This window comes from Chromobacterium violaceum ATCC 12472, assembly GCF_000007705.1.
Taxonomy (GTDB): Bacteria; Pseudomonadota; Gammaproteobacteria; order Burkholderiales; family Chromobacteriaceae; genus Chromobacterium; species Chromobacterium violaceum.
This window is the reverse complement of the sequence record NC_005085.1, coordinates 3968377-3992863: the sequence shown is the minus strand read 5'-3', so window position 1 is coordinate 3992863 and position 24487 is coordinate 3968377. Positions and strand designations below refer to the sequence as shown.

General features: G+C 65.8%; 27 protein-coding genes. 16 read left to right on the top strand and 11 right to left on the bottom strand.

What is annotated here, in order from left to right:
- The first annotated feature begins 41 nt into the window (after positions 1-41).
- From CV_RS18270 to CV_RS18260, 3 genes are all read left to right on the top strand, one after another.
- Complete coding sequence (locus tag CV_RS18270; protein WP_011137239.1) at positions 42-1289, top strand: D-amino acid dehydrogenase; 1248 nt, start codon at positions 42-44, stop codon at positions 1287-1289.
- A 72-nt stretch (positions 1290-1361) separates the two neighbouring features.
- Positions 1362-1751 carry a group II truncated hemoglobin gene (locus CV_RS18265; protein ID WP_011137238.1) on the top strand — a complete coding sequence of 130 codons (390 nt, stop codon included), beginning with the start codon at positions 1362-1364 and terminating at the stop codon, positions 1749-1751.
- 122 nt (positions 1752-1873) lie between these two features.
- Positions 1874-2158 (top strand): hypothetical protein, encoded by a 285-nt coding sequence (locus tag CV_RS18260; protein ID WP_011137237.1) that lies wholly within the window; start codon positions 1874-1876, stop codon positions 2156-2158.
- Positions 2159-2167: 9 nt separating this feature from the next.
- On the opposite strand, the gene CV_RS18255 is transcribed toward CV_RS18260, so the two are convergent.
- Positions 2168-2527: a dihydroneopterin aldolase gene (locus CV_RS18255; RefSeq protein WP_011137236.1), complete on the bottom strand. Its 360-nt coding sequence runs from the start codon at positions 2525-2527 to the stop codon at positions 2168-2170.
- 84 nt (positions 2528-2611) lie between these two features.
- Between CV_RS18255 and plsY the strand changes: the two genes are divergently transcribed.
- On the top strand, positions 2612-3232 hold the full coding sequence (gene plsY, locus CV_RS18250) for a glycerol-3-phosphate 1-O-acyltransferase PlsY (RefSeq protein ID WP_043596681.1): 621 nt from the start codon (positions 2612-2614) through the stop codon (positions 3230-3232).
- Between the two features lie 65 nt (positions 3233-3297).
- Here plsY and lepB read toward each other — a convergent pair whose 3' ends face one another.
- Both lepB and CV_RS18240 read right to left on the bottom strand, forming a co-directional pair.
- The gene (gene lepB, locus CV_RS18245; protein WP_011137234.1) at positions 3298-3966 is read right to left on the bottom strand and encodes a signal peptidase I; all 669 of its coding nucleotides are present in this window, start codon (positions 3964-3966) and stop codon (positions 3298-3300) included.
- A gap of 20 nt (positions 3967-3986) precedes the next feature.
- Complete coding sequence (locus CV_RS18240) at positions 3987-4946, bottom strand: histone deacetylase family protein (RefSeq protein WP_011137233.1); 960 nt, start codon at positions 4944-4946, stop codon at positions 3987-3989.
- Between the two features lie 73 nt (positions 4947-5019).
- Between CV_RS18240 and CV_RS18235 the strand changes: the two genes are divergently transcribed.
- The 3 genes from CV_RS18235 to CV_RS18225 are packed head-to-tail and all read left to right on the top strand — an operon-like array spanning position 5020 to position 8760.
- Positions 5020-5925 (top strand): AAA family ATPase, encoded by a 906-nt coding sequence (locus CV_RS18235; RefSeq protein WP_011137232.1) that lies wholly within the window; start codon positions 5020-5022, stop codon positions 5923-5925.
- Entirely contained in the window at positions 5909-6853 is a 945-nt protein-coding gene (locus CV_RS18230; protein WP_011137231.1) for a DUF58 domain-containing protein, read from the top strand. The genes CV_RS18235 and CV_RS18230 overlap by 17 nt, the downstream gene beginning before the upstream one ends.
- 5 nt (positions 6854-6858) lie before the next feature.
- Positions 6859-8760, top strand: coding sequence for a transglutaminaseTgpA domain-containing protein (locus CV_RS18225; RefSeq protein ID WP_011137230.1), 1902 nt, complete (start codon positions 6859-6861; stop codon positions 8758-8760).
- Between the two features lie 42 nt (positions 8761-8802).
- Here CV_RS18225 and rpoS read toward each other — a convergent pair whose 3' ends face one another.
- From rpoS to nadA, 5 genes are all read right to left on the bottom strand, one after another.
- A complete protein-coding gene (gene rpoS, locus CV_RS18220; protein ID WP_011137229.1) occupies positions 8803-9753 on the bottom strand; it encodes an RNA polymerase sigma factor RpoS in 951 nt (316 codons plus the stop codon).
- Positions 9754-9806: 53 nt separating this feature from the next.
- Positions 9807-10886, bottom strand: coding sequence for a peptidoglycan DD-metalloendopeptidase family protein (locus tag CV_RS18215; protein ID WP_052278920.1), 1080 nt, complete (start codon positions 10884-10886; stop codon positions 9807-9809).
- 74 nt (positions 10887-10960) lie between these two features.
- Positions 10961-11629 (bottom strand): protein-L-isoaspartate(D-aspartate) O-methyltransferase, encoded by a 669-nt coding sequence (locus tag CV_RS18210; protein ID WP_011137227.1) that lies wholly within the window; start codon positions 11627-11629, stop codon positions 10961-10963.
- Entirely contained in the window at positions 11614-12357 is a 744-nt protein-coding gene (gene surE, locus CV_RS18205) for a 5'/3'-nucleotidase SurE (protein ID WP_011137226.1), read from the bottom strand. Before surE ends, CV_RS18210 begins: the two co-directional genes overlap by 16 nt.
- 115 nt (positions 12358-12472) lie before the next feature.
- Positions 12473-13390: a quinolinate synthase NadA gene (nadA, locus tag CV_RS18200; protein WP_011137225.1), complete on the bottom strand. Its 918-nt coding sequence runs from the start codon at positions 13388-13390 to the stop codon at positions 12473-12475.
- A gap of 195 nt (positions 13391-13585) precedes the next feature.
- On the opposite strand from nadA, the gene CV_RS18195 reads away from it, so the two are divergent.
- From CV_RS18195 to xerD, 8 genes are all read left to right on the top strand, one after another.
- Positions 13586-14596, top strand: a complete 1011-nt coding sequence (locus CV_RS18195; RefSeq protein ID WP_011137224.1) for a cation diffusion facilitator family transporter — start codon at positions 13586-13588, stop codon at positions 14594-14596.
- Positions 14593-17268: a bifunctional acetate--CoA ligase family protein/GNAT family N-acetyltransferase gene (locus CV_RS18190; RefSeq protein ID WP_011137223.1), complete on the top strand. Its 2676-nt coding sequence runs from the start codon at positions 14593-14595 to the stop codon at positions 17266-17268. The genes CV_RS18195 and CV_RS18190 overlap by 4 nt, the downstream gene beginning before the upstream one ends.
- 106 nt (positions 17269-17374) lie before the next feature.
- Positions 17375-17626, top strand: a complete 252-nt coding sequence (gene rpsP / locus CV_RS18185) for a 30S ribosomal protein S16 (protein ID WP_011137222.1) — start codon at positions 17375-17377, stop codon at positions 17624-17626.
- A gap of 34 nt (positions 17627-17660) precedes the next feature.
- Complete coding sequence (gene rimM / locus CV_RS18180; protein ID WP_011137221.1) at positions 17661-18170, top strand: ribosome maturation factor RimM; 510 nt, start codon at positions 17661-17663, stop codon at positions 18168-18170.
- Positions 18170-18937, top strand: coding sequence for a tRNA (guanosine(37)-N1)-methyltransferase TrmD (trmD, locus tag CV_RS18175; protein WP_043596678.1), 768 nt, complete (start codon positions 18170-18172; stop codon positions 18935-18937). Before rimM ends, trmD begins: the two co-directional genes overlap by 1 nt.
- Before the next feature lie 3 nt (positions 18938-18940).
- Positions 18941-19309, top strand: a complete 369-nt coding sequence (rplS, locus tag CV_RS18170; protein WP_011137219.1) for a 50S ribosomal protein L19 — start codon at positions 18941-18943, stop codon at positions 19307-19309.
- Between the two features lie 72 nt (positions 19310-19381).
- On the top strand, positions 19382-19846 hold the full coding sequence (locus tag CV_RS18165) for a methylated-DNA--[protein]-cysteine S-methyltransferase (RefSeq protein WP_011137218.1): 465 nt from the start codon (positions 19382-19384) through the stop codon (positions 19844-19846).
- The gene (gene xerD, locus CV_RS18160) at positions 19833-20720 is read left to right on the top strand and encodes a site-specific tyrosine recombinase XerD (RefSeq protein WP_011137217.1); all 888 of its coding nucleotides are present in this window, start codon (positions 19833-19835) and stop codon (positions 20718-20720) included. Before CV_RS18165 ends, xerD begins: the two co-directional genes overlap by 14 nt.
- Before the next feature lie 69 nt (positions 20721-20789).
- On the opposite strand, the gene clpA is transcribed toward xerD, so the two are convergent.
- Together clpA and clpS are read right to left on the bottom strand one after the other, a co-directional pair.
- Positions 20790-23072: an ATP-dependent Clp protease ATP-binding subunit ClpA gene (clpA, locus tag CV_RS18155; protein ID WP_011137216.1), complete on the bottom strand. Its 2283-nt coding sequence runs from the start codon at positions 23070-23072 to the stop codon at positions 20790-20792.
- Positions 23072-23380 (bottom strand): ATP-dependent Clp protease adapter ClpS, encoded by a 309-nt coding sequence (gene clpS / locus CV_RS18150; protein ID WP_043576531.1) that lies wholly within the window; start codon positions 23378-23380, stop codon positions 23072-23074. Before clpS ends, clpA begins: the two co-directional genes overlap by 1 nt.
- 225 nt (positions 23381-23605) lie before the next feature.
- On the opposite strand from clpS, the gene CV_RS18145 reads away from it, so the two are divergent.
- Positions 23606-23809 (top strand): cold-shock protein, encoded by a 204-nt coding sequence (locus CV_RS18145; protein ID WP_011137214.1) that lies wholly within the window; start codon positions 23606-23608, stop codon positions 23807-23809.
- A 48-nt stretch (positions 23810-23857) separates the two neighbouring features.
- Here the strand turns inward: CV_RS18145 and CV_RS18140 are convergent, their stop codons facing one another.
- Positions 23858-24424, bottom strand: a complete 567-nt coding sequence (locus CV_RS18140; RefSeq protein ID WP_011137213.1) for a GNAT family N-acetyltransferase — start codon at positions 24422-24424, stop codon at positions 23858-23860.
- Positions 24425-24487 lie beyond the last annotated feature (63 nt).

The window sequence follows — 24487 nt, the reverse complement described above, 5'->3', positions numbered from 1 at the left end:
GCAAGCGAGTCTTGCCCGTTGTCTTTCGTGTGGGGGATGGTATGCGAGTGGCGGTTCTCGGGGCCGGCGTGGTGGGCGTGTCCACTGCCTGGTTCCTGGCCAGGATGGGGCATGAGGTGGTGGTGCTGGAGCGCGCTTGCGGCGCCGCGCGGGAAACCAGCTTCGCCAATGGCGGCCAGCTGTCGGTCAGCCAGTCCGAGCCCTGGGCCAATCCCGGCGCACCCTGGCAGGTGCTGCGCTGGCTGTGGCGCGACGACGCGCCGCTGCTGTTCCGGCCGCGGCTGGACCCGGCGCAATGGCGCTGGATCGCCGGCTTTCTTGCCGAATGCCTGCCGGGCCGCCATCAGCGCAATACGCGTCAGATGGTGGCGCTGGGCCTGTATAGCCGCGATGCGATGCGCCAGCTGCGCGAGGAGACCGGCATTTCCTACCGCCGTCTGTCGCGCGGCATTCTCAGCCTGCATTACGATGCCTGCCAGTTGCGCCATGCCAGGCGTTCGGCTGCGCGGTTGCAGGCGCTGGGCGTGGACAAGCGGGTGCTCACCCCGATGCAGGCGCTGGCGCTGGAGCCGGCGCTGGAGCCGGCCTTGCCCATGCTCAGCGGTGCCAGCTGGTGCCCGGACGACGAGTCCGGCGATGTCCACCTGTTCACCCGCGGGCTGGCGGAAGCCGCCGCCGGTTTGGGCGTGGAGTTCCGCTACAGTACGCGGATCAATGCGCTGGAAGCCGCGAGAGGCGAAGTGTCCGGGGTGTCGGTCACCGGGCCGGACGGCAGCTACCAGCGCGTGACGGCGGACGCCTACGTATTGGCGCTGGGCAGCCATTCGCCGCTGTTGGCCGCGCCGCTGGGCCTGCGCCTGCCGATTTACCCGGCCAAGGGCTATTCGGCGACGGCGCCGGTGAAGAGCCTGATCGCGGCTCCCATGGTCAGCCTGACCGACGAATCCCACAAACTGGTGTTCAGCCGGCTGGGGGACGAATTGCGCATCGCAGGCACGGCCGAACTGTCTGGTTACTCGTCCAGCCTCGATCCGAGGCGTTGCGAAGCCTTGCTGCGGCGAGCCAGGGCCTTGTTTCCCGCCGCCTGCGATTGGGAGGCCGCGCGTTTCTGGAGCGGCCTGCGGCCGGCTACGCCGGGCAATGTGCCCTTGATAGGAAAAAGCCGCGTCGGCCGCTTGTATCTGAATACAGGGCATGGCACGCTGGGCTGGACCGAGGGTGCCGGTTCGGGGCGCGCGTTGGCGGAAATCATCAGCGGCAGGATGCCGCAGCTGGATTTCGCGTTCTGAGGGCGCTGAGGCGGCGGAATGCTTGATTTGCGGTTTTGACCGGCGCGTTTCGCGCCGGCGTCTGGAGTTTGAATGAGCGAAGTGCAGGAAATGACGCCATACCAGTTGCTGGGCGGCGAAGGCGTGGTGCGTTGGCTGACGGACCGGTTCTACGACATCATGGACAGCGAGCCTTCGGTGAAGCCGCTGCGCGACATGCATCCGGCGGATCTCGCCGGTTCGAGACAGAAGCTGTTCATGTTCTTGTCCGGCTGGCTGGGCGGGCCGTCGCTGTATATGGAGGCGTTCGGCCATCCCCGGCTGCGGATGCGCCACATGCCGTTCGCGGTCGACGAGGACGCGCGCGACCAGTGGATGTTCTGCATGCGTCGGGCCGTAAGCGAACTGGTGGTGGAGGACTGGCTGAAGGACAAGCTTCTGGAGGCGTTCCACAACACCGCGGATTTCATGCGTAATCGTTGACGCGATGGCGTATCGGCATGCCCATCCTATTGATCAGGAAATGATGGAGACTCTTGTAAATAGATGCTTGCAATCAGCCTTGCTTTGTCCATGATTAAAGTATCTATGCTCGGAGTCTGGACATGGGCCGCCTGCTGCTGCTGCTCGCCATTGGATGGGGTGGAGATTCCGCCTTGGCGGGGTGTTTGCCGCAGGCGATGATGTGTGCGTCGCCGCGCGATCCGGAGGTGAAGCAGCCGGCGTTGTCCGAGCAGGGCTTGCAACTGGGGCCCTTGAGATTGGAACGCGAACCCGGCAGCCAGAGCCTCAAGCTGACGCCGTCGCTGGATATGGGCAAGCGCACCCACCTGTCGGTGCGCATGCATCGCAAGGATGTCGGTCTGAGGCTGAAATTCAATACCGATTAGAAATCGGCTTCAGTTCGGCCTGTGCCCGCGCTCTATCTGCACGCCCACGCGCTTCACGCCGGGCAGGATGCCCAGCTTGGTGACCGCCACTCTCACCCAGGGCGCGCCGAACTCCTCCCGCACCATTTGCGCGATATGCTCGGCCAGCGCCTCCAGCAGCAGGAAGTGCTGCTCCTCCAGCGACTGGCGCAAGCGCTCCACCACTACGCCGTAGTGTATGGTGTCGCCGATGTCGTCGCTATGGCAGGGCGTGTCGCTGGGAATGCCGATCTCCAGATCGATTTCTATGGTCTGGGCGGCTTTGCGCTCCCAGTCGTACACGCCGATCACGGTGTCGGCGCGCACTTCGCGCAGGAATATGATGTCCATCTGTCCGTCAGGTGGTTGGGCTTTGCCGCCCGATACCGTAAAATCCGAAGCTGTCTATTCTAATGCAACGGATACCGCTCCACCATGACCACGACCGCATTCGCTTTTGTCCTGGCGGCTTATTTGATCGGATCGCTGTCTTTCGCCGTCATCGTCAGCAAGGCGATGGGCATGGCCGACCCGCGCAGCTATGGCTCCGGCAACCCTGGCGCCACCAATGTGCTGCGCACCGGCAAGAAGCTAGCCGCCGCGCTGACGCTGCTGGGCGACGGCGCCAAGGGCTGGGTGGCGGTGGCGCTGGCCTCCTGGCTGGGACCGCGCTACGGCTTGGGCGAGCAGGGCATCGCGCTGTGCGCGCTGGCGGTGCTGTTTGGCCACATGTGGCCGGTGTTCTTCGGCTTCAAGGGCGGCAAGGGCGTCGCCACCGCGGTCGGCATCCTGTTCGGCATCAATCCCTGGCTGGCGCTGGCTGCGCTGGCCACCTGGCTGTTCATGGCCTTCGTGGTGAAGATATCGTCGCTGTCCGCCATCGTCGCCTGCGTGCTGGCGCCGGTTTACGCCTTTTTCATCCTGGGGCCGCACAGCGTGTATTTCGGCACCTGCATCATCATCGCCATCGTGGTGGTCCATCGCCACAAATCCAACCTGATCAAGCTGATGACCGGCCAGGAAGACAAGATAGGCAACAAGGGCGATGCCGGCTGACGCGCAGCCCCGAACATGAAAAGCCGCCCCGTGGGGCGGCTTTTTGCTTGCTTGGCGTGTCTCTTTTAGTGAAAGCCGCTGGCGAAGCGCTCCCAGCGCGGCATCCAGCCGCCGGCGATGTCGGCCGAGGCGATCACGCCGACGGCGCGGCCGATCAGCAGCTCGCGCGGCACCAGGCCGATGTAGCGCGAGTCCGCGCTGTTGTCGCGGTTGTCGCCTAGCATCATGTACTGTCCGGCCGGAATGCTGAGCGGGCCGAAATCGCTGCGGGCGTCTACGCCGGCCAGCCATTGCACCCGGTGGGCCGGCAGCGCGCCGCTTTCCCGCAGGCGCAGCGCCGGCAGCGCGACATGGTCGGACACGGTTTCCGTCACCTGCTGCAAAGCTTGGTAATCGGCGGCGCGGCCATTGATGATCAGCCTCTCCCTGCGCATTTCCACCGTGTCGCCCGGCACCGCCACCAGCCGCTTGATCAGATGCTTGCCGTCCTTGGGCGAGTAGAAGGTGACGATGTCGCCGCGTTGCGGCTCGCCGGTTTGCTGCAGGACGACGTTGGTCAGCGGCAGCTTCAGATCGTAGGCCAGCCGGTTGACCAGCACCACGTCGCCCTCCAGCAGCGTCGGGCGCATCGAACCGGAGGGGATCGGGTTCCAGTCCGCCACCGCGGTGCGGAACAAGCCGAACAGCAGCAAAAAGACGAGAAAGCCGCGGTTGTTTTGCAGCCAGTTTTTCATATCGATTCCTAGTCGTTAGGTCAGCCGTCGGACAGCACGCGGATGTGGGCGGCGACGCTGCGGCCCAGCGCCGACAGGTCGTAGCCGCCCTCCAGCACCGACACCACCCGGCCGGCGCAATATTGGTCGGCGATCTGCACCAAGTGGCGGGTCACCCACTCGTAGTCGGACTCGGTAAGACCCAGCGAGCCCATGTCGTCCTCGCGGTGGGCGTCGAAGCCGGCGGAGATGAACAGCATCTGCGGCTGGAATTCGTGCAGTTGCGGCAGCCAGACATTCTCCACCGCCTCGCGGAATTCCCGCCCGCCGCTGCCTGCCTTCAGCGGCACATTGTGCATGTTGGGCCCCATCGGCTCGTCGCCGCTGTACGGGTAGAACGGGTGCTGGAAGACGGACACCATCAGCACCCGAGGATCGTCGTGCAGGATTTCCTCGGTGCCGTTGCCGTGGTGGACGTCGAAGTCCACCACCGCCACCCGTTCGAACTTGTAGTGGGCCAGCGCGTGGGTGACGCCGACGGCGAGGTTGTTGAAGAAGCAGAAGCCCATCGCCTTGTCGCTCTCGGCGTGGTGGCCGGGCGGGCGGATCGCGCAGAAGGCGTTGGGGGCCTTGTCCTCGGCCACCAGCTCCACCGCCTTCACTACCGCGCCGGCGGCGCGGCGCGCGGCTTTCAGCGTGCCGGGCGACATCGCGGTGTCCGGGTCCATGCGGAAGGTGCCCACGCTGGGCGCGCAGGCCTCCAGGTATTCGACGTAGCGGGGCGGGTGCACCCGGGCCAGCTGTTCGTAGCTGACTTCGGGCGCCTCGATTTCCTGCAGAGAATCGAATATCTGGGAAGCCATCAGCTGGTCGCGGATGGCGGTCAATCGTTCCGGGCACTCGGGGTGGCCCACCCCCATATTGTGTTGCAGGCAGTCGGGATGGGTGACGTAGGCGGTCAGTCCGTTCCGCTGCAGGCGGTTTTTCAGCCAAGTGAACACGAAGGCTCCCTGCGCGCTTACAATGGGATGGCGATATGTGATTTTAATAAATACTGCGCGCAAGCGGAGGCAAATGCAATCACTCTCCCAGGCCTACCGGCAACTGAACACCTTGATTCTGGGCAAACCGCAGGCGATCCGGCTGTCCTTCGCCTGCCTGATCGCCCGCGGCCATCTGCTGATCGAGGATGTGCCCGGCGTAGGCAAGACCACGCTGGCGCACGGGCTGGCTACCGTGCTTGGCCTGGATTACCGCCGGGTGCAGTTCACCAGCGACCTGCTTCCCGCCGACATCCTCGGCGTCAGCATCTACCAGCGCGACAGCGGCCGCTTCGAGCTGCACAGGGGGCCAGTGTTCACCCAGGTGCTGCTGGCGGACGAAATCAACCGCGCTTCGCCCAAGGTGCAATCGGCGCTGCTGGAGGCGATGGAGGAGCGCCAGGTGTCGATAGACGGCGACACCCATCCGTTGCCGGCGCCGTTTTTCGTGATCGCCACCCAGAATCCGGGCGAACAGATGGGCACCTTCCCCTTGCCCGAATCCCAGCTGGACCGCTTCCTGATGCGGATCTCGTTGGGCTATCCGCCGCGCGAGGCCGAGCGCGCGCTGCTGATGGGCGAGGACCGCCGCGCGCTGCTGGCGCGCTTCCAGGCAGTGATGGCGCCGGACGAGCTGTTGGCGCTGCAGCGCAAGGCCGCAGCGGTGACGGTGTCGCCGGCGCTGGCCGATTACCTGCTGGCGCTGCTGGAGGCGACGCGCAGGCCTGGCCTGTTCGCCACCGGCCTGAGCCCACGCGCCGGGCAGGCGCTGGTGGCCGCCGCGCGGGGCTGGGCGTTGTTGTCGGGGCGCGACCACCTGCTGCCCGAGGACGTGAAGGCGATTTTCGCGCCGGTGGCCGCCCACCGGCTGCAATCGGCGTCCGGCGCGCCGGTCGAGCGGGAACTGGACAGGCTGCTCGCCCATGTCGCCATTCCGTGAGCGCCTGCGGCGCTGGTGGCGGGCACGCCTGCCGCTGGAGGACCGTTGCGAGCTGTCGCAGCGCCGCATCTACCTGCTTCCCACCCGTTTCGGCTTGCTGCTGATGGCGGTGGCGCTGGCGGTCTGGCTGGGCGCGCTCAATTATCAGGTCAGCCTGGCTTACGCGCTGGCGTTCTGGATCGCCGGCCTGTTGCTGGTGGCGGTGCTGATGGCCTATCGGCAGCTGGCCGGGTTGAGGCTGAGCGCCGACGGCGGTCCTGCGGTATTCGCCGGCGAGACGGCGGTGTTTTCCCTGTTGCTCGAGAACCGGATGCCGGCCGCCAGGCGCTTGCGCGTCGCCGTCGACGGCGGCGAGCCGCGCGCGTGCGAGTTGGATGCCATGAGCGACGGCCGGGTGGCGTTGGCAGTGGTCGCCGCCAGGCGCGGCTGGACGCCGCTGCCGGCCTGCGTTGTCGACAGCGATGCGCCGTTCGGCCTGGTGCGCGCCTGGGCCGTGCTGAAGCTGCGCGCGCGGGTGCTGGCCTATCCGGCGCCGCTGCCCGACGCGGCAAGGGGACGGCATGACACGGAAACGGGGAGAGGGGGCGGCGAGCGCGCCGGCGACGAGGATTTTTCCCATCTGGATGCCTACCGTTACGGCGATGCGCCGCGGCAGATCGCCTGGAAGGTGATGGCGCGGCGCGACCTGTTGGCCAGCAAGCGCTTTTCCGCCGAGGCCGGCGCGCCGCTGCTGCGCCTGGGCTGGGACGATTACATCGGCGAATCCGATCCAGAGCGGCGCTTGTCGCGGCTGGCCTGGCGGGTGGAGCAGTGCGAGCGCCGGCGCCTGCGCTACCGGCTGTGCCTGCCGGATGGCGAGATCGGTCCGCAGCCCGGGCAGCGCGAACGGGCGCTCGGCGCGCTGGCGCTGTTCGGGAGCGCGCCGTGACGGCGATGGATGCGCGGGACGAAGGCCGCTGGCCGACGCTGCTGGCGCTGCTGTGGGCAATGCTGCCGCTGGCTTGGCATCTGCCGCCATGGCTGCCGGCCAGTTGCGCGCTGGCGCTGCTTTTGCGCGGCTGGCGGCCGGTTTTGCCGCCGCGCTGGCTGTTGCTGCCGGCGTTGCCGTTGGCGGCCGGGGCGCTATGGCTGAATCTGGGCACGCTGGTGGGGCGAGAGGGCGGCGTCGCCCTGTTGACGGCGCTGATCGCCTTCAAGGCTTTCGAAACCCGAACCCTGCGCGACTGGCGCGTGTTGGTGGCGCTGGGGTTTTTCCTGGCGGCGATGCCGCTGCTGTTCGACCAGTCTCCACTGATGGCCGGCTGGCTGGCGCTGGCGCTGCTGTTGCTGACCTGGGCTGCGGCGAGGCTGGCCGGCGCGCCGCCGCGCGGCGGCTGGCGGCATGCCGCTCAGGCTTTGCTGCTGTCGTTGCCCTTGATGCTGGCGTTGTTCGTGGCGATGCCGCGCCTGCCGCAGCCGCTGTGGAGCCTGTCGACGCCGCCGAAGACAGCCGCCAGCGGCCTGGGCGACGACATGGAGCCGGGGAGCATCAGCCGGCTGATCCTGAGCCGGGAGCCGGCTTTTTCCGTGACGTTCGATGGCGCTGCCCCTAGGCAGGATCAACTGTACTGGAGAGTGGCGCTGCTCGACGATTTCGACGGCCGGCGCTGGCAGGCGCTGGGAGGCCAGCGGGGAGAGCGCATCGAGCCGGCGCAGGGGCCGGTCGTCCGTTACAGCCTGACGCTGCGCGCCGATGACGGGCGGCTGCCGGTCTTGGAGCAGGCGCTGCGCGCTGGACGGGACAGCCATCTGGAAGATGGCGGATTGCTGCGCCAGGACAGGCGCGGCGACGAGCTGGCCCGTTATGCGCTGGAGAGCCGGCTCGGCGGGGGCAGCCGGATGGCCTTGAGTCCATCGCGGCGCGCGTTCTACCTGCGGCTTCCGCCCGGCAATTCACGAAGCCGGGCGCTGGCCGTCCAATTGGCTGCAAATGGGGGGAATGGCCGCGGATTCGTACGCGCGGCGCAGGATTTCCTGCGGCAGGGCGGCTTTCGCTACACCCTGCAGCCGCCCTTGCTGGGCGAGGAGGCGGTGGACCAGTTCCTGTTCGGCACCCGCCAGGGCTTCTGCGAGCATTACGCGTCGTCCTTCGCCTTTCTGGCCAGGGCAGCGGGCGTGCCGGCCCGGGTGGTGATCGGCTACCAGGGAGGAGAGTACAACCAGGTGGGACGATTCTGGCTGCTGCGCTCGTCGGATGCGCATGCCTGGGTCGAGGTCTGGCTGGATGGCGGCTGGCAGCGCGTGGACCCGACCGCCGCGGTGGCGCCGGGCAGGCTGGAGCAGGGCGCCGAGCAGGCCTTGCCGCCATTGCGGCTGGAAGGGAGCGTGGCGGGCTTGCCTCCGGCGTGGCTGAGGGGGATCCGCCAGCGCTGGCAGGCGGCCGGCTTCGCCTGGCAGCAATGGGTGGTAGGTTACGACGCGGACCGCCAGCGAGGTTTGTTCCGGCTGCTGGGGCTGGGCGAACGGGTCGATGCCGCCAGCGTGCTGCGCGCCTTGGCTGCCGGCATGGCGCTGGCCTTCCTGCCGCTGTTGTCGTGGTGGCGCCGGCGGCCGGTCGTCGGGCCCTTGCCGGCAGGCTGGGAGGCGTTGCGCCGGCGGCTGGAGCAGAAGGGGGTGCGGGTGTCGCGTGCGCAAGGGCCGCTGGAGCGGCTGAAGGCGGCGAGGGGGCTGCCGCGCGACGATTTCCGCCGCCTCAAGGCATTGGTCGACGAGTATATCGAATTGCGCTATCGGGGAATCGAAGCGGACGCTGCGCGCGAAAGGCGCTGGCGGAAACGGGCGCGGCGCTGGAAATGACAAGGCCCGGCTACGGGGCCGGGCCGATTGGGCGATGCGGAATCAGAGCAGGAAGTCGCGGGAGATGCCCTTGCGGCGCAGAATGCGGCGCAACTGCTCCAGGCCTTCGATCTGGATCTGCCGGACGCGCTCGCGGGTCAGGTTCAACGACGCGGCCAGCTCTTCCAGCGTGCAGATCTCGTAGCCGTTGAGACCGTAGCGCCGCTCTATCACCAGCCTTTGCTTTTCGTTCAGCTGGCTCAGCCAGTCGTGGACGAACATTTCCAGCTGGCTGTTGTGGAGCTGCAGCTCCGGCTCCTCATGCTGCTCGTCCGGAATCGACTCCCCGATGGACAGCATGGGGTCGATGTCCAGCGGCGCGTCCAGCGAGGCCATGCGCTCGTTCAGGTTCAGCACCTTGCGCACGTCCTCCACCGGCTTGCCGACCAGGTGGGCGATCTCTTCCACGCTGGGTTCCCGGCCAATCTGGCTTTCCAGGTGGCGCGAGGCGCGCAGATAGACGTTCAGTTCCTTGATCACGTGCACCGGCAAGCGGATGGTGCGGGACTGGTTCATGATCGCCCGCTCTATGCTCTGGCGTATCCACCAGGTGGCATAGGTGGAGAAGCGGAAGCCGCGCTCCGGGTCGAATTTCTCCAGCGCGTGCATCAGGCCGATGTTGCCTTCCTCGATCAGGTCGAGCAGGGCGAGGCCGCGGTTGATGTAGTGCTTGGCGATGTTCACCACCAGCCGAAGATTGTGCTCGATCATCTTCTGGCGGGCTTCGAACTCGCCAGCCACCACGCGGCGGGCCAGCGCAAGTTCCTCCTGCGGCGTCAGCAGCGCGTTGTTGCCGATGTCGTTCAGATAAATCTGGGTGACGTCGGCGACCACGTCTTCGAATACAGCGGTGCTTTCGCTGCTTTCTTCTGCCTCGGCTTCGGCGGCGTTTTCCTCGCCGCCTTCTTCGTCGAGGATGTCATCCTCGTCCAGGATGTCTATTTCGTTACTCATCTCTCTACCCCCGTCGCTGTCTTGTCCCGGCGGGAGTAGCTGGCTACGCCCGGTCAGGACTTGTGTTCAAGATACTGCATCGGATCCACCGGCTTGCCGTAGCGGCGGATCTCGAAATGCAGCTTGACTTGGTCGGCATCGGTATTGCCCATTTCGGCAATCTTCTGCCCTTTCTTGACAGTCTGTCCTTCCTTGACCAGCAGTTGGCTGTTGTGCGCGTATGCGGACAGGAAGGTCTTGTTATGTTTGATGATGATCAGCTTGCCGTAACCCCTCAGTCCCGCGCCGCTGTACACCACCTTGCCGTCTCCGGCCGCGAGCACCGGCTGGCCCATCCGGCCGCTGATTTCGATGCCCTTGTTGCTATCCGAATACCCCTTGGTCATTTTGCCTTCGGTAGGCCAGGCCCAGGCCACAGCGTCTTCCTCCTGCTTGGCGCTGGGGGCGCTGGCTTCCTTGGCCGGCGCGGGGGCTTGCGTGACCGCGCTGGCTTCCGGTTTCTTCGCCGGAGGCGGGACGACCGCGGGAGCGGATGTTTGAGCGTTGTTGTTGCCGGCTGCGCGTCCCTCGCTCAGGGCCGGCAGGTTCTTCACCGCTTCACTGCTGTACGGTTGCTTCAGCGCCTTCGGATAAGCCTTGACGCTGGAGCCGCCGACATTCTTGCCTGCCTCGTTCGCCGCCACGATCGGCGCGGCCGCAGGCTTGTCCGTCGCGGCTGCCGCCGCGTTGGCGGCGCCGCCCGGAGGCGTCAGCCGCAGCACCTGGCCGACCTTGATGTTGTTGTCGGGCAGATTGTTCCAGGCCGCCACGTCCTTGTATTTCAGCCCATGGTTCAGCGAAATCCGGAACAGGTTGTCGCCGGGTTTCACCACGTAAGTGTTGCCGTTTTCCGCTGCCGCGTCATCCGCCACGGGCTGGACTTTCAGACTGCCCTGGTCGTGATAGGGGGCGGCCACGGTTGCGTCATGCGAGGCGGGCGGCGTTTCAGCCTTGGCGGTCGCCGGCTGGGCGACGCGCGCCGGCGCGGCGCTTTCCACCGGCGCGGCCTGTTGCACCATGCTGCTGCAGCCGGCCAAACCCGCTACCGCCGCGGCGACTAATATATGTGCATACCTGCAATGCATTTTTAGCATGTTTTTTTTGTTCAAACGTTGAATAAGAGTTTTGCTTGATTGTCTGACAGCTGAAGTGTTGCGTTTTTGCCGCCTCAGCCGCGTCCGCCCAGCAGCGGAACGAACTTGACCGGATCCAGCCGGGTCTTCTGCAGGCCTTGCGCCGTTTTTTCCAGCAGCCACAGGTGTTGCTCGGCGTCGCCAAGCGGCAGCACCATCCGGCCGCCCTCGGCCAGCTGGTCCACCAGCGGCGCCGGCACCGCGCGCGCGGCGGCGGTGATGATGATGCCGTCGAACGGCGCGGCCTCGGGCAGGCCCGCGTTGCCGTCGCCGTGCACCAGCCGGGCGTGGACCAGCTTGGCGGCGCGCAGATTGCGTCTTGCTTGGTCAAGAATCGCGCCGAGTCGTTCAATCGAATAGACTTCGGCGCCGGTTTTCAGCAGCACCGCCGTCTGGTAGCCGCAGCCGGTGCCGACCTCCAGGATCTTTCCGGGTTGCCGGCCCTGGATCAGCAATTCGGTCATCCTCGCCACCGTCAGCGGCTGGGAGATGGTCTGGCCATGGCCGATGGGCAGCGACACGTCGTCATAGGCGCGGGTGGCCAGCGCCTGGTCGACGAACAGGTGGCGCGGCACCTCGTGCATCGCCGACAGCACCCGCTCGTCGCTGATGCCGTGCTGGCGCAGGCGGTCGCTCATGCGGCGGCGCGTGCGCTCGGAAAGCATGCCGTAGGCCTGGGCGTTCGGGGTCAGCGGTGCAGCCATGTGGAAATCCTGTCCAGTTGCCCGTAGGCGGTCAGATCCAGCATCAGCGGCGTGACGGACACCTGCTTGGACGCGACGCAGCCGAAGTCGGTGCCGGCGCCGGCATCCTGCACCGCGCCGACCGGTCCTACCCAGTATATCGTCTCGCCGCGCGGATTCTGAGATTTGATCACCGGCTGGGCGGCGTGGCGCCGTCCCAGCCGGGTGACTTGGAGCGCGCCCACTTCTTCCGGCGGCGCGTCCGGCACGTTGACGTTGAGCAGGACCGGCTGCTGGAACGGCTCCTCCAGGCAGCGCTCGACCAGTTGCTCCACCACCTTGCCGGCGCTGGCGAAATGCTTGCCGCTGTGGCCGGCCAGCGAGACCGCGACGGAGGGAATGCCCAGCATGAAGCCCTCGGTGGCGGCGGCGACGGTGCCGGAGTACAGCGTGTCGTCGCCCATGTTCGGGCCATGGTTGATGCCGGTGAAGATCATGTTCGGCCTGAAATCCAGGAAGCCGGTGACCGCGAGGTGGACGCAGTCGGTCGGCGTGCCGTTGACATAATGAAAGCCGTTGGCGGCCTTGCGCACCGTCAGCGGCCTATCCAGCGTCAGAGAGTTGCTGGCGCCGCTGCGGTCGCGTTCCGGCGCCACCACCACCACCTCGCCGTAGCGTTGCAGCGTCTGGGCCAGCATGGCTAGTCCAGGCGCGAAATAACCGTCGTCGTTGCTGAGCAGAAACTTCATACTGTCTTTCCGTGAATGTCGCCCGATTGTAGCGCCGCCGGCATGACGGCGGATAGCGCGGCGTGGGCGCGGGGACCGTAAAAAAACCCGCGGAGGGCGGGTTTTTCGGCCTGCGTCAGGCGTAGTAGCGTTTGCTGAATTCCAGCATCCGCTCGATGGGCACGCGCGCGGCGTCCATCTGTTCCGGGCTCAGGTAGTCGATGACCAGGCCCTCGCCCTGCTGCGCCCGCTTCACCGCCTCTATGGTGTTCATCTTCATGTAGGGACAGGAGTTGCACTGGCAGCCGGCGTAGATCGGCGCCTGGCGCAGGTCCAGGTCGGGACGGGCCAGGCCCATGTTGTACAGGATGCCGTCCTCGGTGGCGACGAAGATCACCGCCTTGGCGTCGCCCTGGTAGGCCTTCACCCAGTTCAGCATGCCGGAGGTGGAACCGACGTAATCGGCTTTCTTCAGCACCGGCAGCGGGCTTTCCGGATGGGCGATCAGGTACTTTTCGCCGGGCACCGCCTCGAAGGCCTCGGCCAGCGCGGCTTCGTTGAACTTGTCGTGCACTTCGCACACGGCGGACCACAGCGGCATGTCGTAGCCGTACAGGTCGTTCAGGTAGCCGCCCATATTGCGGTCCGGCGAGAAGATCACCTGCTTACCCTCGGCGTACAGGTGGGCGATGATGTCGTCGACGTTGCGGCTGGTGACGATCCAGTCGGACACGGCCTTGTGTTCGGCGCTGGAGTTGATGTAGGACACGTGCACGTGGTCCGGGTAGCGCTTGCGCCACTGGGTCAGCTCGGCGACGTCGGTCTGGGTCACCAGGGAACAGGTGGAGCCGGCGTCGGGCAGGATCACCGTGGCTTCCGGATTGAGGATCTTCGCGGTCTCGGCCATGAAGCGCACGCCGGCGAACACGATGATGTCGGCCTGGGCTTCCTTGGCGTACAGGGACAGCTCCAGGCTGTCCCCCACCTTGTCGGCCATCTGCTGGATTTCCGGCTGGGTGTAATAATGAGCGAGAGTGACGACGCGTTTCGTCATGGTGTGTCGGCTCCTGCCGGACCGGAAGACACGCCCCGGGCCGGTTGAATGCTGCGGCGCAATAAACGTTTGTTGCGAAACTGTAAAGGTTAGCAATATTGTAAAGCCTGCGCCACTGGCTGGATATCGCCCGGCTGGAATTTAACCGAACGCCGTGGCTGAAATGCATCTGTCAGCGGTTTGTCGGAGGTCAAAATGACGCCCAGCTTCCATCTGCATGATGAGAACGGCGTGGACCACGCCCACGACGACGATCACGACGCCAACCATCCCCACCTTCACCGCCACGGCGGTCCGGCGGGCGGGGAGGGCCGGCGGCTGAGCAGCCGCGCGCTGGCCAAGGTGCTGGCGCTGACCTGCGGCTTCGCGCTGGTGGAGGCGCTGGGCGGCTGGTGGAGCGGGTCGCTGGCCTTGCTGTCCGACGCCGGCCACATGCTGACCGATTCGCTGTCCCTGCTGCTGGCCTTGTGGGCAGCCCGCATCGGCAGGCGGCCGGCCACCGAGCGGCTGTCGTTCGGACATGGCCGGGCCGAAGTGCTGGGCGCGCTGCTGAACAGCCTGCTGCTGTTCGGCCTGTCGGCCTTCATCGTCGCGGAGGCGGTGGAGCGGCTGCTGCGCCCGCACGCGGTGAACGGCATGGGGGTGATGCTGATCGCCGCCATCGGACTGGCCGTCAACGTGCTGGCGGCCCGGGTGCTCAGCCGCGGCGCGCATTCGCTGAACAGCCGGGCGGCGCTGCTGCATGTGCTGGGCGACCTGTTCGGCTCGGCGGCGGCCATCGCGTCCGGCGTGGTCATCTACCTGACCGGCTGGATGGCGGCGGACCCGCTGTTGTCCATGCTGGTGGCGCTGATGCTGCTGGCAGCGGCCTGGCGCCTGATCCGCCAGGCGGTGATGGTGCTGATGGAGGGCGTGCCGCCGCACCTGGATTACAACCGCATCGGCGAGGCGCTGTCGGCCATCGCGGGGGTCCGCTCGGTGCATGACCTGCACGTGTGGACGATGTCGGCCGAGCGGGTGGCGCTGTCCGCCCACGTGCGCATCGCCGCGCCGCAGGACTGGCCGCGCATCCTGGCCGCCTGCCAGCTGATGCTGTCGCGCGAATTTTGCATAGATCACGTAACCTTGCAGGCGGAATGGCCGGCGTCCGCGCCCGCCGGCAAGCCGGTACCGATAGACATCATTTCCGAGGACAAGCTCCCATGAGGCCGCATTACCTGACCCCGCTGTTTTCCCCGCGCACCGTGGCCGTGGTCGGCGCCAGCGACCGGCCGGGCTCGATCGGCCAGGCAGTGTTCGCCAATCTGCTGGCCAGTTCCTTCCAGGGCAAGCTGTTCCCGGTCAACCTCAACCACAAGGTGGTGGGCGGCATGCCGGCGGTGGCCTCGGTGCGGCAGATAGACGAGCCGGTGGACCTGGCGGTGGTGGTGACGGCGATCCGCTCGCTGCCGGCCGTGGTCAAGGACTGCGGCAAGAAGGGCGTGAAGGCGGTGCTGCTGGCCAAGGAGTTTTCCGACAGCGAGCAGCTGGAGCAGGAGCTGATCAACGAGGCCCAGTCCATCGCCCGCCATTTCGGCGTCCGCATCCTGGGCCCGAATGTGCTGGGCCTGATGCGGCCGGTGGCCGGCTTCAACGCCAGCAACTACAGCGGCAAGGTGAGGCCGGGCAACCTGGCGCTGGTATCGGAATCGTCGGCGCTGTGCGCGGCGATGCTGGACTGGGCGGACAGCAAGGAGATCGGCTTTTCCAGCGTGATCTCGCTGGGCGGAGCGCTGGACGTCGGCTTCGGCGAAATCCTGGATTACCTGGTGGCCGACAATGCCACCCAGGGCATCCTGTTGCACGTTCACCACATCCACGACGCCCGCCGCTTCATGTCGGCGCTGCGCGCCGCCGCCCGCACCAAGCCGGTGGTGGTGATCAAGTCCGGCCGCTTCGAGAACGACGCCAGCGGCCTGACCCACGCCAGCAATCTGGTGGCCAGCGGCGACGCCTTCGACGCCGCGCTGGCGCGCGCCGGCGTGCTGCGGGTGTCGTCCATCGCCCAGCTGTTCACCGCCGCCAAGGTGCTGGCCGCCAACTACCGCGTCGGCGGCAGGCGGCTGGCCATCGTCACCAACGGCTTCGGCCCAGGCATGCTGGCCGCCGACAGCGCGATCGACTACGGCGTGGAGCTGGCCAGGCTCAGCGAGGGCACGGTCAAGCTGCTGGACAGCGTGCTGCCGCGCAACTGGTCGCACGGCAATCCGCTGGACATCATCGGCGACGCCAGTCCGATGCGTTTCCGCACCGCGGTGAAGGCTTGCGTCGACGATCCCGGCGTGGACGGGGTGATGGTGATCTTCACCCCGCAGGCCGGCACCGACCACCTGACCACCGCGCAACTGATGATAGGCCTACAGCGCGAGACCACCAAGCCGCTGTTCCTGTCCTGGCTGGGCGATGCCAAGGTGTCGGAAAGCCGCGAGCTGTTTTCCAAAGCCAAGTGCGCCCATTTCCGCGCGCCGGAGTACGGCATCGAGGTGTTTAGCCACCTGGCCGACTACCAGCGCAACCAGCAGCTGCTGCTGCAGACGCCGGGCCCGCTCGAAGGCCGGCGCAACGACCCGGACGTCAACACCGCGCGCAAGGTGATGGACGCCGCGCTGGCCGAGGGCCGCACCGTGCTGTCCGAGCGCGAGTCCAAGCAGGTGCTGGCGGCCTTCCACATCCCGGTGAACCCGACCACGCTGGCCCGCACCGCCGACCAGGCGGTCAAGCAGGCGGCCAAGATCGGCTACCCGGTGGTGCTGAAGATCGACTCCCCGGACATCATTTACAAATCCGACGTCGGCGGCGTGGAGCTGAACATCAGCAACGAGGAGACGCTGCGCGCCGCCTTCGAGGCCATCGTCTCCCGCACCCGCCAGGCGCGGCCGGAGGCGCGCATCGACGGAGTGTCGGTGCAGCCCATGCGCAAGCGCCGCTTCGCGCGCGAGCTGATGGTGGGCGTGGCGCGCGACGCCGGCCTGGGGCCGGTGATCGCCTTCGGCGCCGGCGGCATCGCGGTGGAGGTGATGCGCGATCTGGCGCTGTCGCTGCCGCCGCTGAACGACTACCTGGTGGACAGCATGATAGGCCAGACCCGGATCGGACAGCTGCTGGGGCCGTTCAAGAACCTGCCGCCGGTGGACGTGGATGAGCTGCGCCATGTGCTGCTGCAGGTGTCGGAAATGGTATGCGAGCTGCCGCAACTGAGGGAGATGGACATCAACCCGCTGGTGGCGGACGAGCAGGGCGTGATCGCGCTGGACGCGCGCATCTTCGTCGGTCCGGCGCGCGCCGACCAGAAACGCTACGGCCACATGGCCATCATGCCTTACCCCACCCATATGGTGGTGTGCGCCAAGTTGCATGACGGCACGCCGGTGATGATACGGCCGATCCGCCCGGAGGACGCCGACATGCAGCAGGCCTTCGTCCGCAACCTGTCCGAAGAAAGCCGCTACAACCGCTATCTGTCCAGCATCAAGCAGCTGTCGCAGAGCATGCTGGTCCGCTTCACCCAGCTCGACTACGACCGCGAGATGGCGCTGGCGATGACGCGCGACGGCGAAGGCGGCGAGGAGATGCTGGCGGTGGCGCGCTTCATCACCGATCCGGACAACGAGGCCTGCGAGTTCGCGCTGGAGGTGGCCGACGACTGGCAGGGGCGCGGCATCGGCACCCTGTTGATGCAGGCGCTGTTCGACGCCGCGCGCGAGCAGGGGTTGAAACTGATGCGCGGCGAGGTGCTGGCCGGCAACAAGGGCATGCTGAAACTGATGCATAAACTGGGATTTAGCGTCGAACCGCACCCCGAGGACAGGGCGCTGACGCTGGTGCTGAAGACGCTGTGAACGGGCGTTTCGCGACAGCCTTGCATTAAGCGCTTGCAAGATAAGGGAAATCTGCCATAAAATCGTGGGCTTTTCTATATCCAGTTTTTTTCAAGGACAATCGACAATGGTAGTGATTCGTCTGGCCCGCGGCGGCGCCAAGAACCGTCCGTTCTACAACATCGTGGTGACCGATTCCCGCAACCGTCGTGACGGTCGCTTCATCGAGCGCGTTGGCTTCTACAACCCGGTAGCCAACGAGAAGCAAGAGCGCGTCCGCTTCACCATGGACCGTCTGAACTACTGGGTCGGCGTTGGCGCCCAGCTGTCCGACTCCGTTGCCAAGCTGCTGAAAGAGCAGAAAGTCGTAGCCGCTTAATCCGGCTATCCGACATCAAGACGGAATTGGGCGCATGCGCGACGAAGATCTCGTAGTAATGGGCTTTGTGCGCGGCGCCTTCGGTATCAAGGGCTGGGTGAAGATCCACGCCGATACCGAATACGCTGACGGCCTGTTCGATTACCCGACCTGGTGGTTGGGCAAGAACGGCAGCTGGAAGCCGTATGCATTTGAGAACGGCGCTGTCCAGCCCAAGGCCCTGGCGGCCAAGCTGGAGGGCGTCGACGACCGCGACGCGGCGGAGGCTCTCCGCGGCACGCAGATCGCCATTCCGCGCAGCGAGCTGCCGGAAGCCGGCGACGGCGAATACTACTGGGCCGATCTGATCGGCCTGAGCGTCGTCAACCAGCAGGGCGAGACGCTCGGCAAGGTGGACAGCCTGCTCGAAACCGGCGCCAACGACGTGCTGGTGGTCAAGGGCGGCGACGGCCAGCAGCGCCTGATCCCCTTTGTGGATCAATACGTGCTGGAAGTGGTGCCGGCCGAAGGTCGCATCCTGGTGGACTGGGGTCTGGATTACTGATGCAGATCGACGCGGTGACGCTGTTCCCGGAGATGTTCGATTCGATTGCCCGCTTCGGCGTCAGCCAGCGGGCGCTTGACTTGGGCCTCTGGCAGTTCAAGGCCTGGAACCCGCGCGACTTCACCCACGACAATTATCGTCGGGTGGATGACCGGCCCTATGGCGGCGGCCCCGGCATGGTGATGCAGATCGAGCCGCTGGAGCAGGCGCTGGATGCCGCGCGCGCGCGCCAGCGCGAAGCCGGCGTCGAGGCCAGCCACGTGGTCTACCTGTCGCCGCAAGGCGCGCGGCTGACCCACGCCAAGGCGGCGGAGCTGTCGCAGCGGCCAGGTTTGATCCTGCTGTGCGGCCGCTACGAAGGCATAGACGAGCGCTTGATCGCCACGCAGGTCGACGAGGAGATTTCCATCGGCGACTACGTGCTGTCGGGCGGCGAATTGCCGGCGATGGTGCTGGCCGACGCGGTGGTCCGGCTGCTGCCGGGCGCGCTGAACGACGCCCAGTCGGCGTACGAAGACTCATTTGTGGACGGTCTCTTGGACTGCCCGCACTATACCCGACCCGAAGAGTATCGAGGCATGCGGGTGCCGGACGTGCTGTTGTCCGGTAATCATGCCCTGATCGCCAAATGGCGGCTCAAGCAGTCGCTGGGCAGGACGTGGCAACGTCGGCCCGAGCTGCTGCAAGACCGCGTTTTGACAAAACAGGAATCTCGGCTGCTGGCGGAGTACCAGCAGGAACAAGATATCCGCAAAAAACCGGAGTAAAACATGGATCTGATCCAGAAACTCGAGCAAGAAGAAATCGCACGCCTGGGCAAGACCCTGCCGGAATTCGCCCCGGGCGATACCGTCGTGGTTCAAGTCAAGGTAAAGGAAGGCAACCGCGAGCGTCTGCAGGCTTACGAAGGCGTTGTGATCGCCAAGCGTAACCGCGGCCTGAACAGCGCGTTCACCGTGCGCAAGATGTCCGCCGGCGAAGGCGTTGAGCGTACCTTCCAGACCTACTCCCCGCTGGTGGCTTCCGTTGAAGTGAAGCGCCGCGGCGACGTGCGTCGCGCCAAGCTGTACTACCTGCGTGGTCGTACCGGCAAGTCCGCACGCATCAAGGAAAAGCTGCCGGCCCGCAAGCAGGGTTAATCCTGCCGGCGATCGCCGCTATCATCAAAGCGCAAGGCCTGGCCTTGCGCTTTTTTCATTTGGGGAGGGGGAATGGACTATCCGGTGGTGATCGCCGCGCCGTTCGGCCGGCTGGGCGTGCGCTGCGAAGCCGGCGAGTTGCGCGAGCTGCGCTTCCTGCCGGCGGGCATGGCCTTGCGGCCGCCGGCGCCGGGCAGCCTGGAGGCCGAGGTGGCCAGGCAGCTGGACGCTTATTACGCCGATCCGCGCCATGTGTTCACCGTGCCGCGGCGCTTGCTCGGCACGCCTTACCAGCTGCGGGTGTGGCAGCGGATTGCGGCGATACCCTGCGGCGAGACCCGCCGCTACCAGGACCTGTCCCGCGAGCTGTCATCGTCGCCGCGGGCTGTCGGCGGCGCCTGCGGCCGCAACCCCATCCCCGTCATCGTGCCCTGCCACCGGGTAGTGGCCAGCGCCGGCCTCGGCGGCTTCAACCAGTCCACCGGCGACGAAACGCTGGACATCAAGAAATGGCTGCTGCGGCATGAGCTCGGATAAGGACAGCATCGACGCCTTCCTCGACCAGCTGTGGCTGGAGGACGGCCTGTCGCAGAACACGCTGGCCGCCTATCGCCGCGACCTGTCCAAGCTGGCGGCCAGGCTGGCGGAGCGCGGCGTTTCGCTGGAGACGGCCACGCTGGCCGATCTGGAGCAGGCCTTGCTGGCCGGCGTGGCCAGCGAAAAGCCGGCCACCCGCGCGCGGCTGACGTCGGCGTTGCGCCGCTATTACCAGCATCTGTCGCGCAACGGCGTCCGCCAGGACGATCCCAGCGCCCGGCTGGCGTCGCCGAAGCAGGGGCTGAGGCTGCCCAAGTCGATGTCCGAGATGGACGTGGAGGCGCTGCTGGACGCGCCGGACGTGGAGACGCCGCTGGGCCTGCGCGACCGCGCGATGCTGGAAGTGCTGTACGCCAGCGGCCTGCGGGTGTCCGAACTGGTGGGCATGACGCTGAACCAGCTGAACCTGCTGGACGGCGTGGTGAAGACCATGGGCAAGGGCAGCAAGGAGAGGCTGGTGCCGCTGGGCGAAATCGCCCAGGACTGGCTGCTGCGCTATCTGAAGGAAGCGCGGCCGCTGCTCTTGGCCGGCCAGCCGTGCGACGCGGTGTTCGTCACCCAGCGCAAGGCGGGGATGACGCGGCAGATGGCCTGGCATCTGATCACCCAGTACGCTGGCCGGCAGGGCCTGGCCAAGGTCAGCCCGCACGTGCTGCGCCATGCCTTCGCCACTCATCTGGTCAATCACGGCGCCGACCTGCGCGTGGTGCAGCTGCTGCTGGGCCACGCCGACATCTCCACCACCCAGATCTATACCCATGTCGCGCGCGAGCGGCTGAAGCAACTGCACGCGCGCCATCATCCGCGCGGCTGAGGCTGGAACGGGACGAAAGTCCAAACAAAAACGCCCGCTTGCGCGGGCGTTCGTTCCGACTGGCTGGGATCAGGCCGGCTCGGCCGCGGCCAGCGCGTCCTGGTCGAACTTCAGCTCCACCTTGTCGTCGATCACCGTCACCGTCACCTCGCCGCCGGCCACCAGGCGGCCGAACAGCAGCTCGTCGGCCAGCGCCTTGCGCAGCGTGTCCTGGATCAGGCGCGCCATCGGCCGCGCGCCCATCAGCGGGTCGAAGCCGTTCTTCGCCAGGTAGCGGCGCAGCTCGTCGGTGAAGTGAATGTCGACGTGCTTTTCCGCCAGCTGCTGTTCCAGCTGCATCAGGAACTTGTCCACCACCTGCAGGATGATCTGCTCGTCCAGCATGCCGAAGGGGATGATGGCGTCCAGGCGGTTGCGGAACTCGGGGCTGAACATGCGCTTGATGTCGCCCATCTCGTCGCCCGCCGCCTTGGTCTGGGTGAAGCCCAGAGACGGCTTGGACAAGGATTCGGCGCCCGCGTTGGTGGTCATGATCAGCACCACGTTGCGGAAGTCCGCCTTGCGGCCGTTGTTGTCGGTCAGCGTGCCGTGGTCCATCACCTGCAGCAGCACGTTGTAGATGTCCGGATGCGCCTTCTCGATCTCGTCCAGCAGCACCACCGCGTACGGATGCTTGTTGATGGCCTCGGTCAGCTGGCCGCCCTGCTCGAAGCCGACATAGCCCGGAGGCGCGCCGATCAGGCGCGACACCGCGTGGCGCTCCATGTACTCGGACATGTCGAAGCGGATCAGCTCGACGCCGAGGATGTAGGCCAGCTGGCGCGCCAGTTCGGTCTTGCCGACGCCGGTCGGGCCGGAGAACAGGAAGGAGCCGATGGGCTTCTGCGGATTGCCCAGGCCGGAGCGGGTCATCTTGATCGCGCTGGCGAGGCCCTCGATCGCCTTCTCCTGGCCGAACACCACGTTCTTCAGATCGCGCTCCAGGTTCTTCAGCACGTTCTTGTCGTCGCTGGAGACCGTCTTAGGCGGAATGCGGGCGATCTTGGCGACGATCTCTTCGATCTCCGACTTGTTGATCACCTTCTTCTGCCGCGATTTCGGCAGGATCTTCTGCGCGGCGCCGGCCTCGTCGATCACGTCGATGGCCTTGTCCGGCAGGTGGCGGTCGTTGATGTAGCGCGCAGACAGCTCGGCCGCGGTGGACAGCGCCGACTGCGTGTACTTGACGCCGTGGTGGGCCTCGAAGCGGGATTTCAGCCCCTTCAGGATTTCCACCGTCTGCTCGACCGTCGGCTCGGTGACGTCTATCTTCTGGAAGCGGCGCGACAGCGCGTTGTCCTTCTCGAAGATGCCGCGGTATTCGTTGTACGTCGTCGCGCCTATGCAGCGCAGGCTGCCGTTGGACAGCGCCGGCTTCAGCAGGTTGGACGCGTCCAGCGTGCCGCCCGATGCCGCGCCGGCGCCGATCAGCGTGTGGATCTCGTCGATGAACAGGATGGCGTTGGTGTCGTCGGTCAGCTGCTTGATCACCGCCTTCAGCCGTTGCTCGAAATCGCCGCGGTACTTGGTGCCGGCCAAGAGGGCGCCCATGTCCAGCGCGTAGACGGTGGACTTGGACAGGATCTCAGGCACCTCGCCGTTGACGATGCGGCGCGCCAGGCCTTCGGCGATCGCGGTCTTGCCGACGCCGGCCTCGCCGACCAAGAGCGGGTTGTTCTTGCGGCGGCGGCACAGGATCTGCACCGTGCGCTCAAGCTCGTGCTCGCGGCCGATCAAGGGATCGATCTTGCCGTCGCGCGCCATCTGGTTGAGGTTCTGGGTGTAATTCTCCAGCGCCCCGCCCGGACCGGTGGCCTGTTCCTCGCTGTCGGCGTCGTTGTTGCCGTTGTCGCGCGGCTCCTGCGGCGGCTGCTGCGACCGCTGCTTGGTGATGCCGTGCGAGATGAAGTTGACGACGTCCAGCCGCGAGATGCCCTGCTGGTGCAGGTAGTACACCGCGTGCGAATCCTTCTCGCCGAAGATGGCGACCAGGATATTGGCGCCGGACACCTCCTTCTTGCCCGACGACTGCACGTGCAGGATCGCGCGTTGAATCACGCGCTGGAAGCCTAGGGTGGGCTGGGTTTCGACTTCGGTTTCGCCGGGCACGGTTGGGGTGTGCTCGTCGATGAAGTCGGTCAGCTGCTTTTTCAGTTGGTCGATATTGGCGCCGCAGGCCCGCAATACTTCTGCGGCCGACGGGTTGTCGGTCATCGCGAGCAGCAGATGCTCCACGCTGATGAACTCGTGGCGCTTGCGCCGTGCGTCCATGAACGCCATGTGCAGGCTTACTTCAAGCTCCTGGGCAATCATCAGTTTTCCTCCATTACGCACTGAAGCGGATGCTGATGCGCTTTCGCATATTGCAACACCTGCTCGACCTTCGTTGCAGCCACGTCTTTGGTATAAACGCCACACACGCCGTGACCTTGCGTGTGGACTTGCAGCATGATGTGGGTGGCCTTCTCTCTGTTCATGTGGAAGAACTGCTGGAGAACCTGCACCACGAAGTCCATCGGGGTAAAATCATCGTTCAATAACAACACCTTATACATCGGGGGTGGGTTTTCCCTAACCCGTGACGCCTCAAGCTGGGCATCGTCTTTGACCGAGGTGGACATGTCGACTTTCATGGAAACGGTGCCTCACTTCAATTTTGGTTCCCCCGGACTTTTTTTCAAGGGGCGCCTGAAGACCGCAATCACTTGACGCCGCCGCCGCGGTTGCGTAGAAATGCAGCTGGTGCTTGGCTTAACTGTTTGGCATTTTGCGGCACAGCATTTTGTCAAACTCTATTAAGCTCTAAGTTGGTCGGCTTCACCAGCCTTTTTTTGCAAGGAAGTTAAATGGCATTTGGTACCGTGAAGTGGTTCAATGACGCGAAAGGCTTCGGCTTTATTACCCCGGACGAAGGTGGCGAGGATCTGTTCGCCCATTTCTCGGCCATCAACATGCAAGGCTTCAAGACCCTGAAAGAGGGTCAGCGCGTAAGCTTTGAAGTGGTGTCCGGCCCGAAGGGTAAGCAAGCGTCCAATATTCAGAACGCGTAAATACTGTTCTGAATCAGTCTCGCCGTGTGGCGGGCTGCAAGGCATATTTCAAAGCCCGCCTCCGGCGGGCTTTTCATTTGCGTCGGCGTTTCCCGCTGTCGGCGCGCGCAGCGCGTAGACCAGCGATGCCGGCGCGGCCGGAATGTCGCGCAGGCTGCCGTGATGGCGAAAACCCAGCCGCAGCAGCACGCGGATCGAGGGCAGGTTGGCCGGCCTGACCTTGGCGAAGACCGCGGGCGCGGCCAGCTCTTCGAACGCGCAACGCAAAGCCTGCCCTGCCATTTCGCTGGCCAGCCCTTGTCCCCAGGCCGACGGCGCGAAGCGGTAGCCGAGGTTGAGCCTGTCCCTGCCGCCGTAATCGCTGTAGTTGAGGCCGCCGAAACCGATGACGCGCCCGGCGTCATCTTTGCTTGCCACCGCCCAGCGGCCGAAGCCGTGCCGCTCCCATTCCTTCATCCAGCCGGCCAGCTGCAGGCGGGCATGTTCCAGCGAGGGGAAGGGGCCATGCGGGTTGTAGCGGTTGGTCTCAGGATCGCCGAAGATCGCGTACAGCGCTTCAGCGTCGCCGGCGTTGACGGCGCGCAGCAGCAAGCGTTCGGTCTGGATGCGGAGCATGGCTGGTCTTTTGTCCTATCAGTCGAGACGCTCATTGTCGGCAGTAGCCAGATATCATGTAAG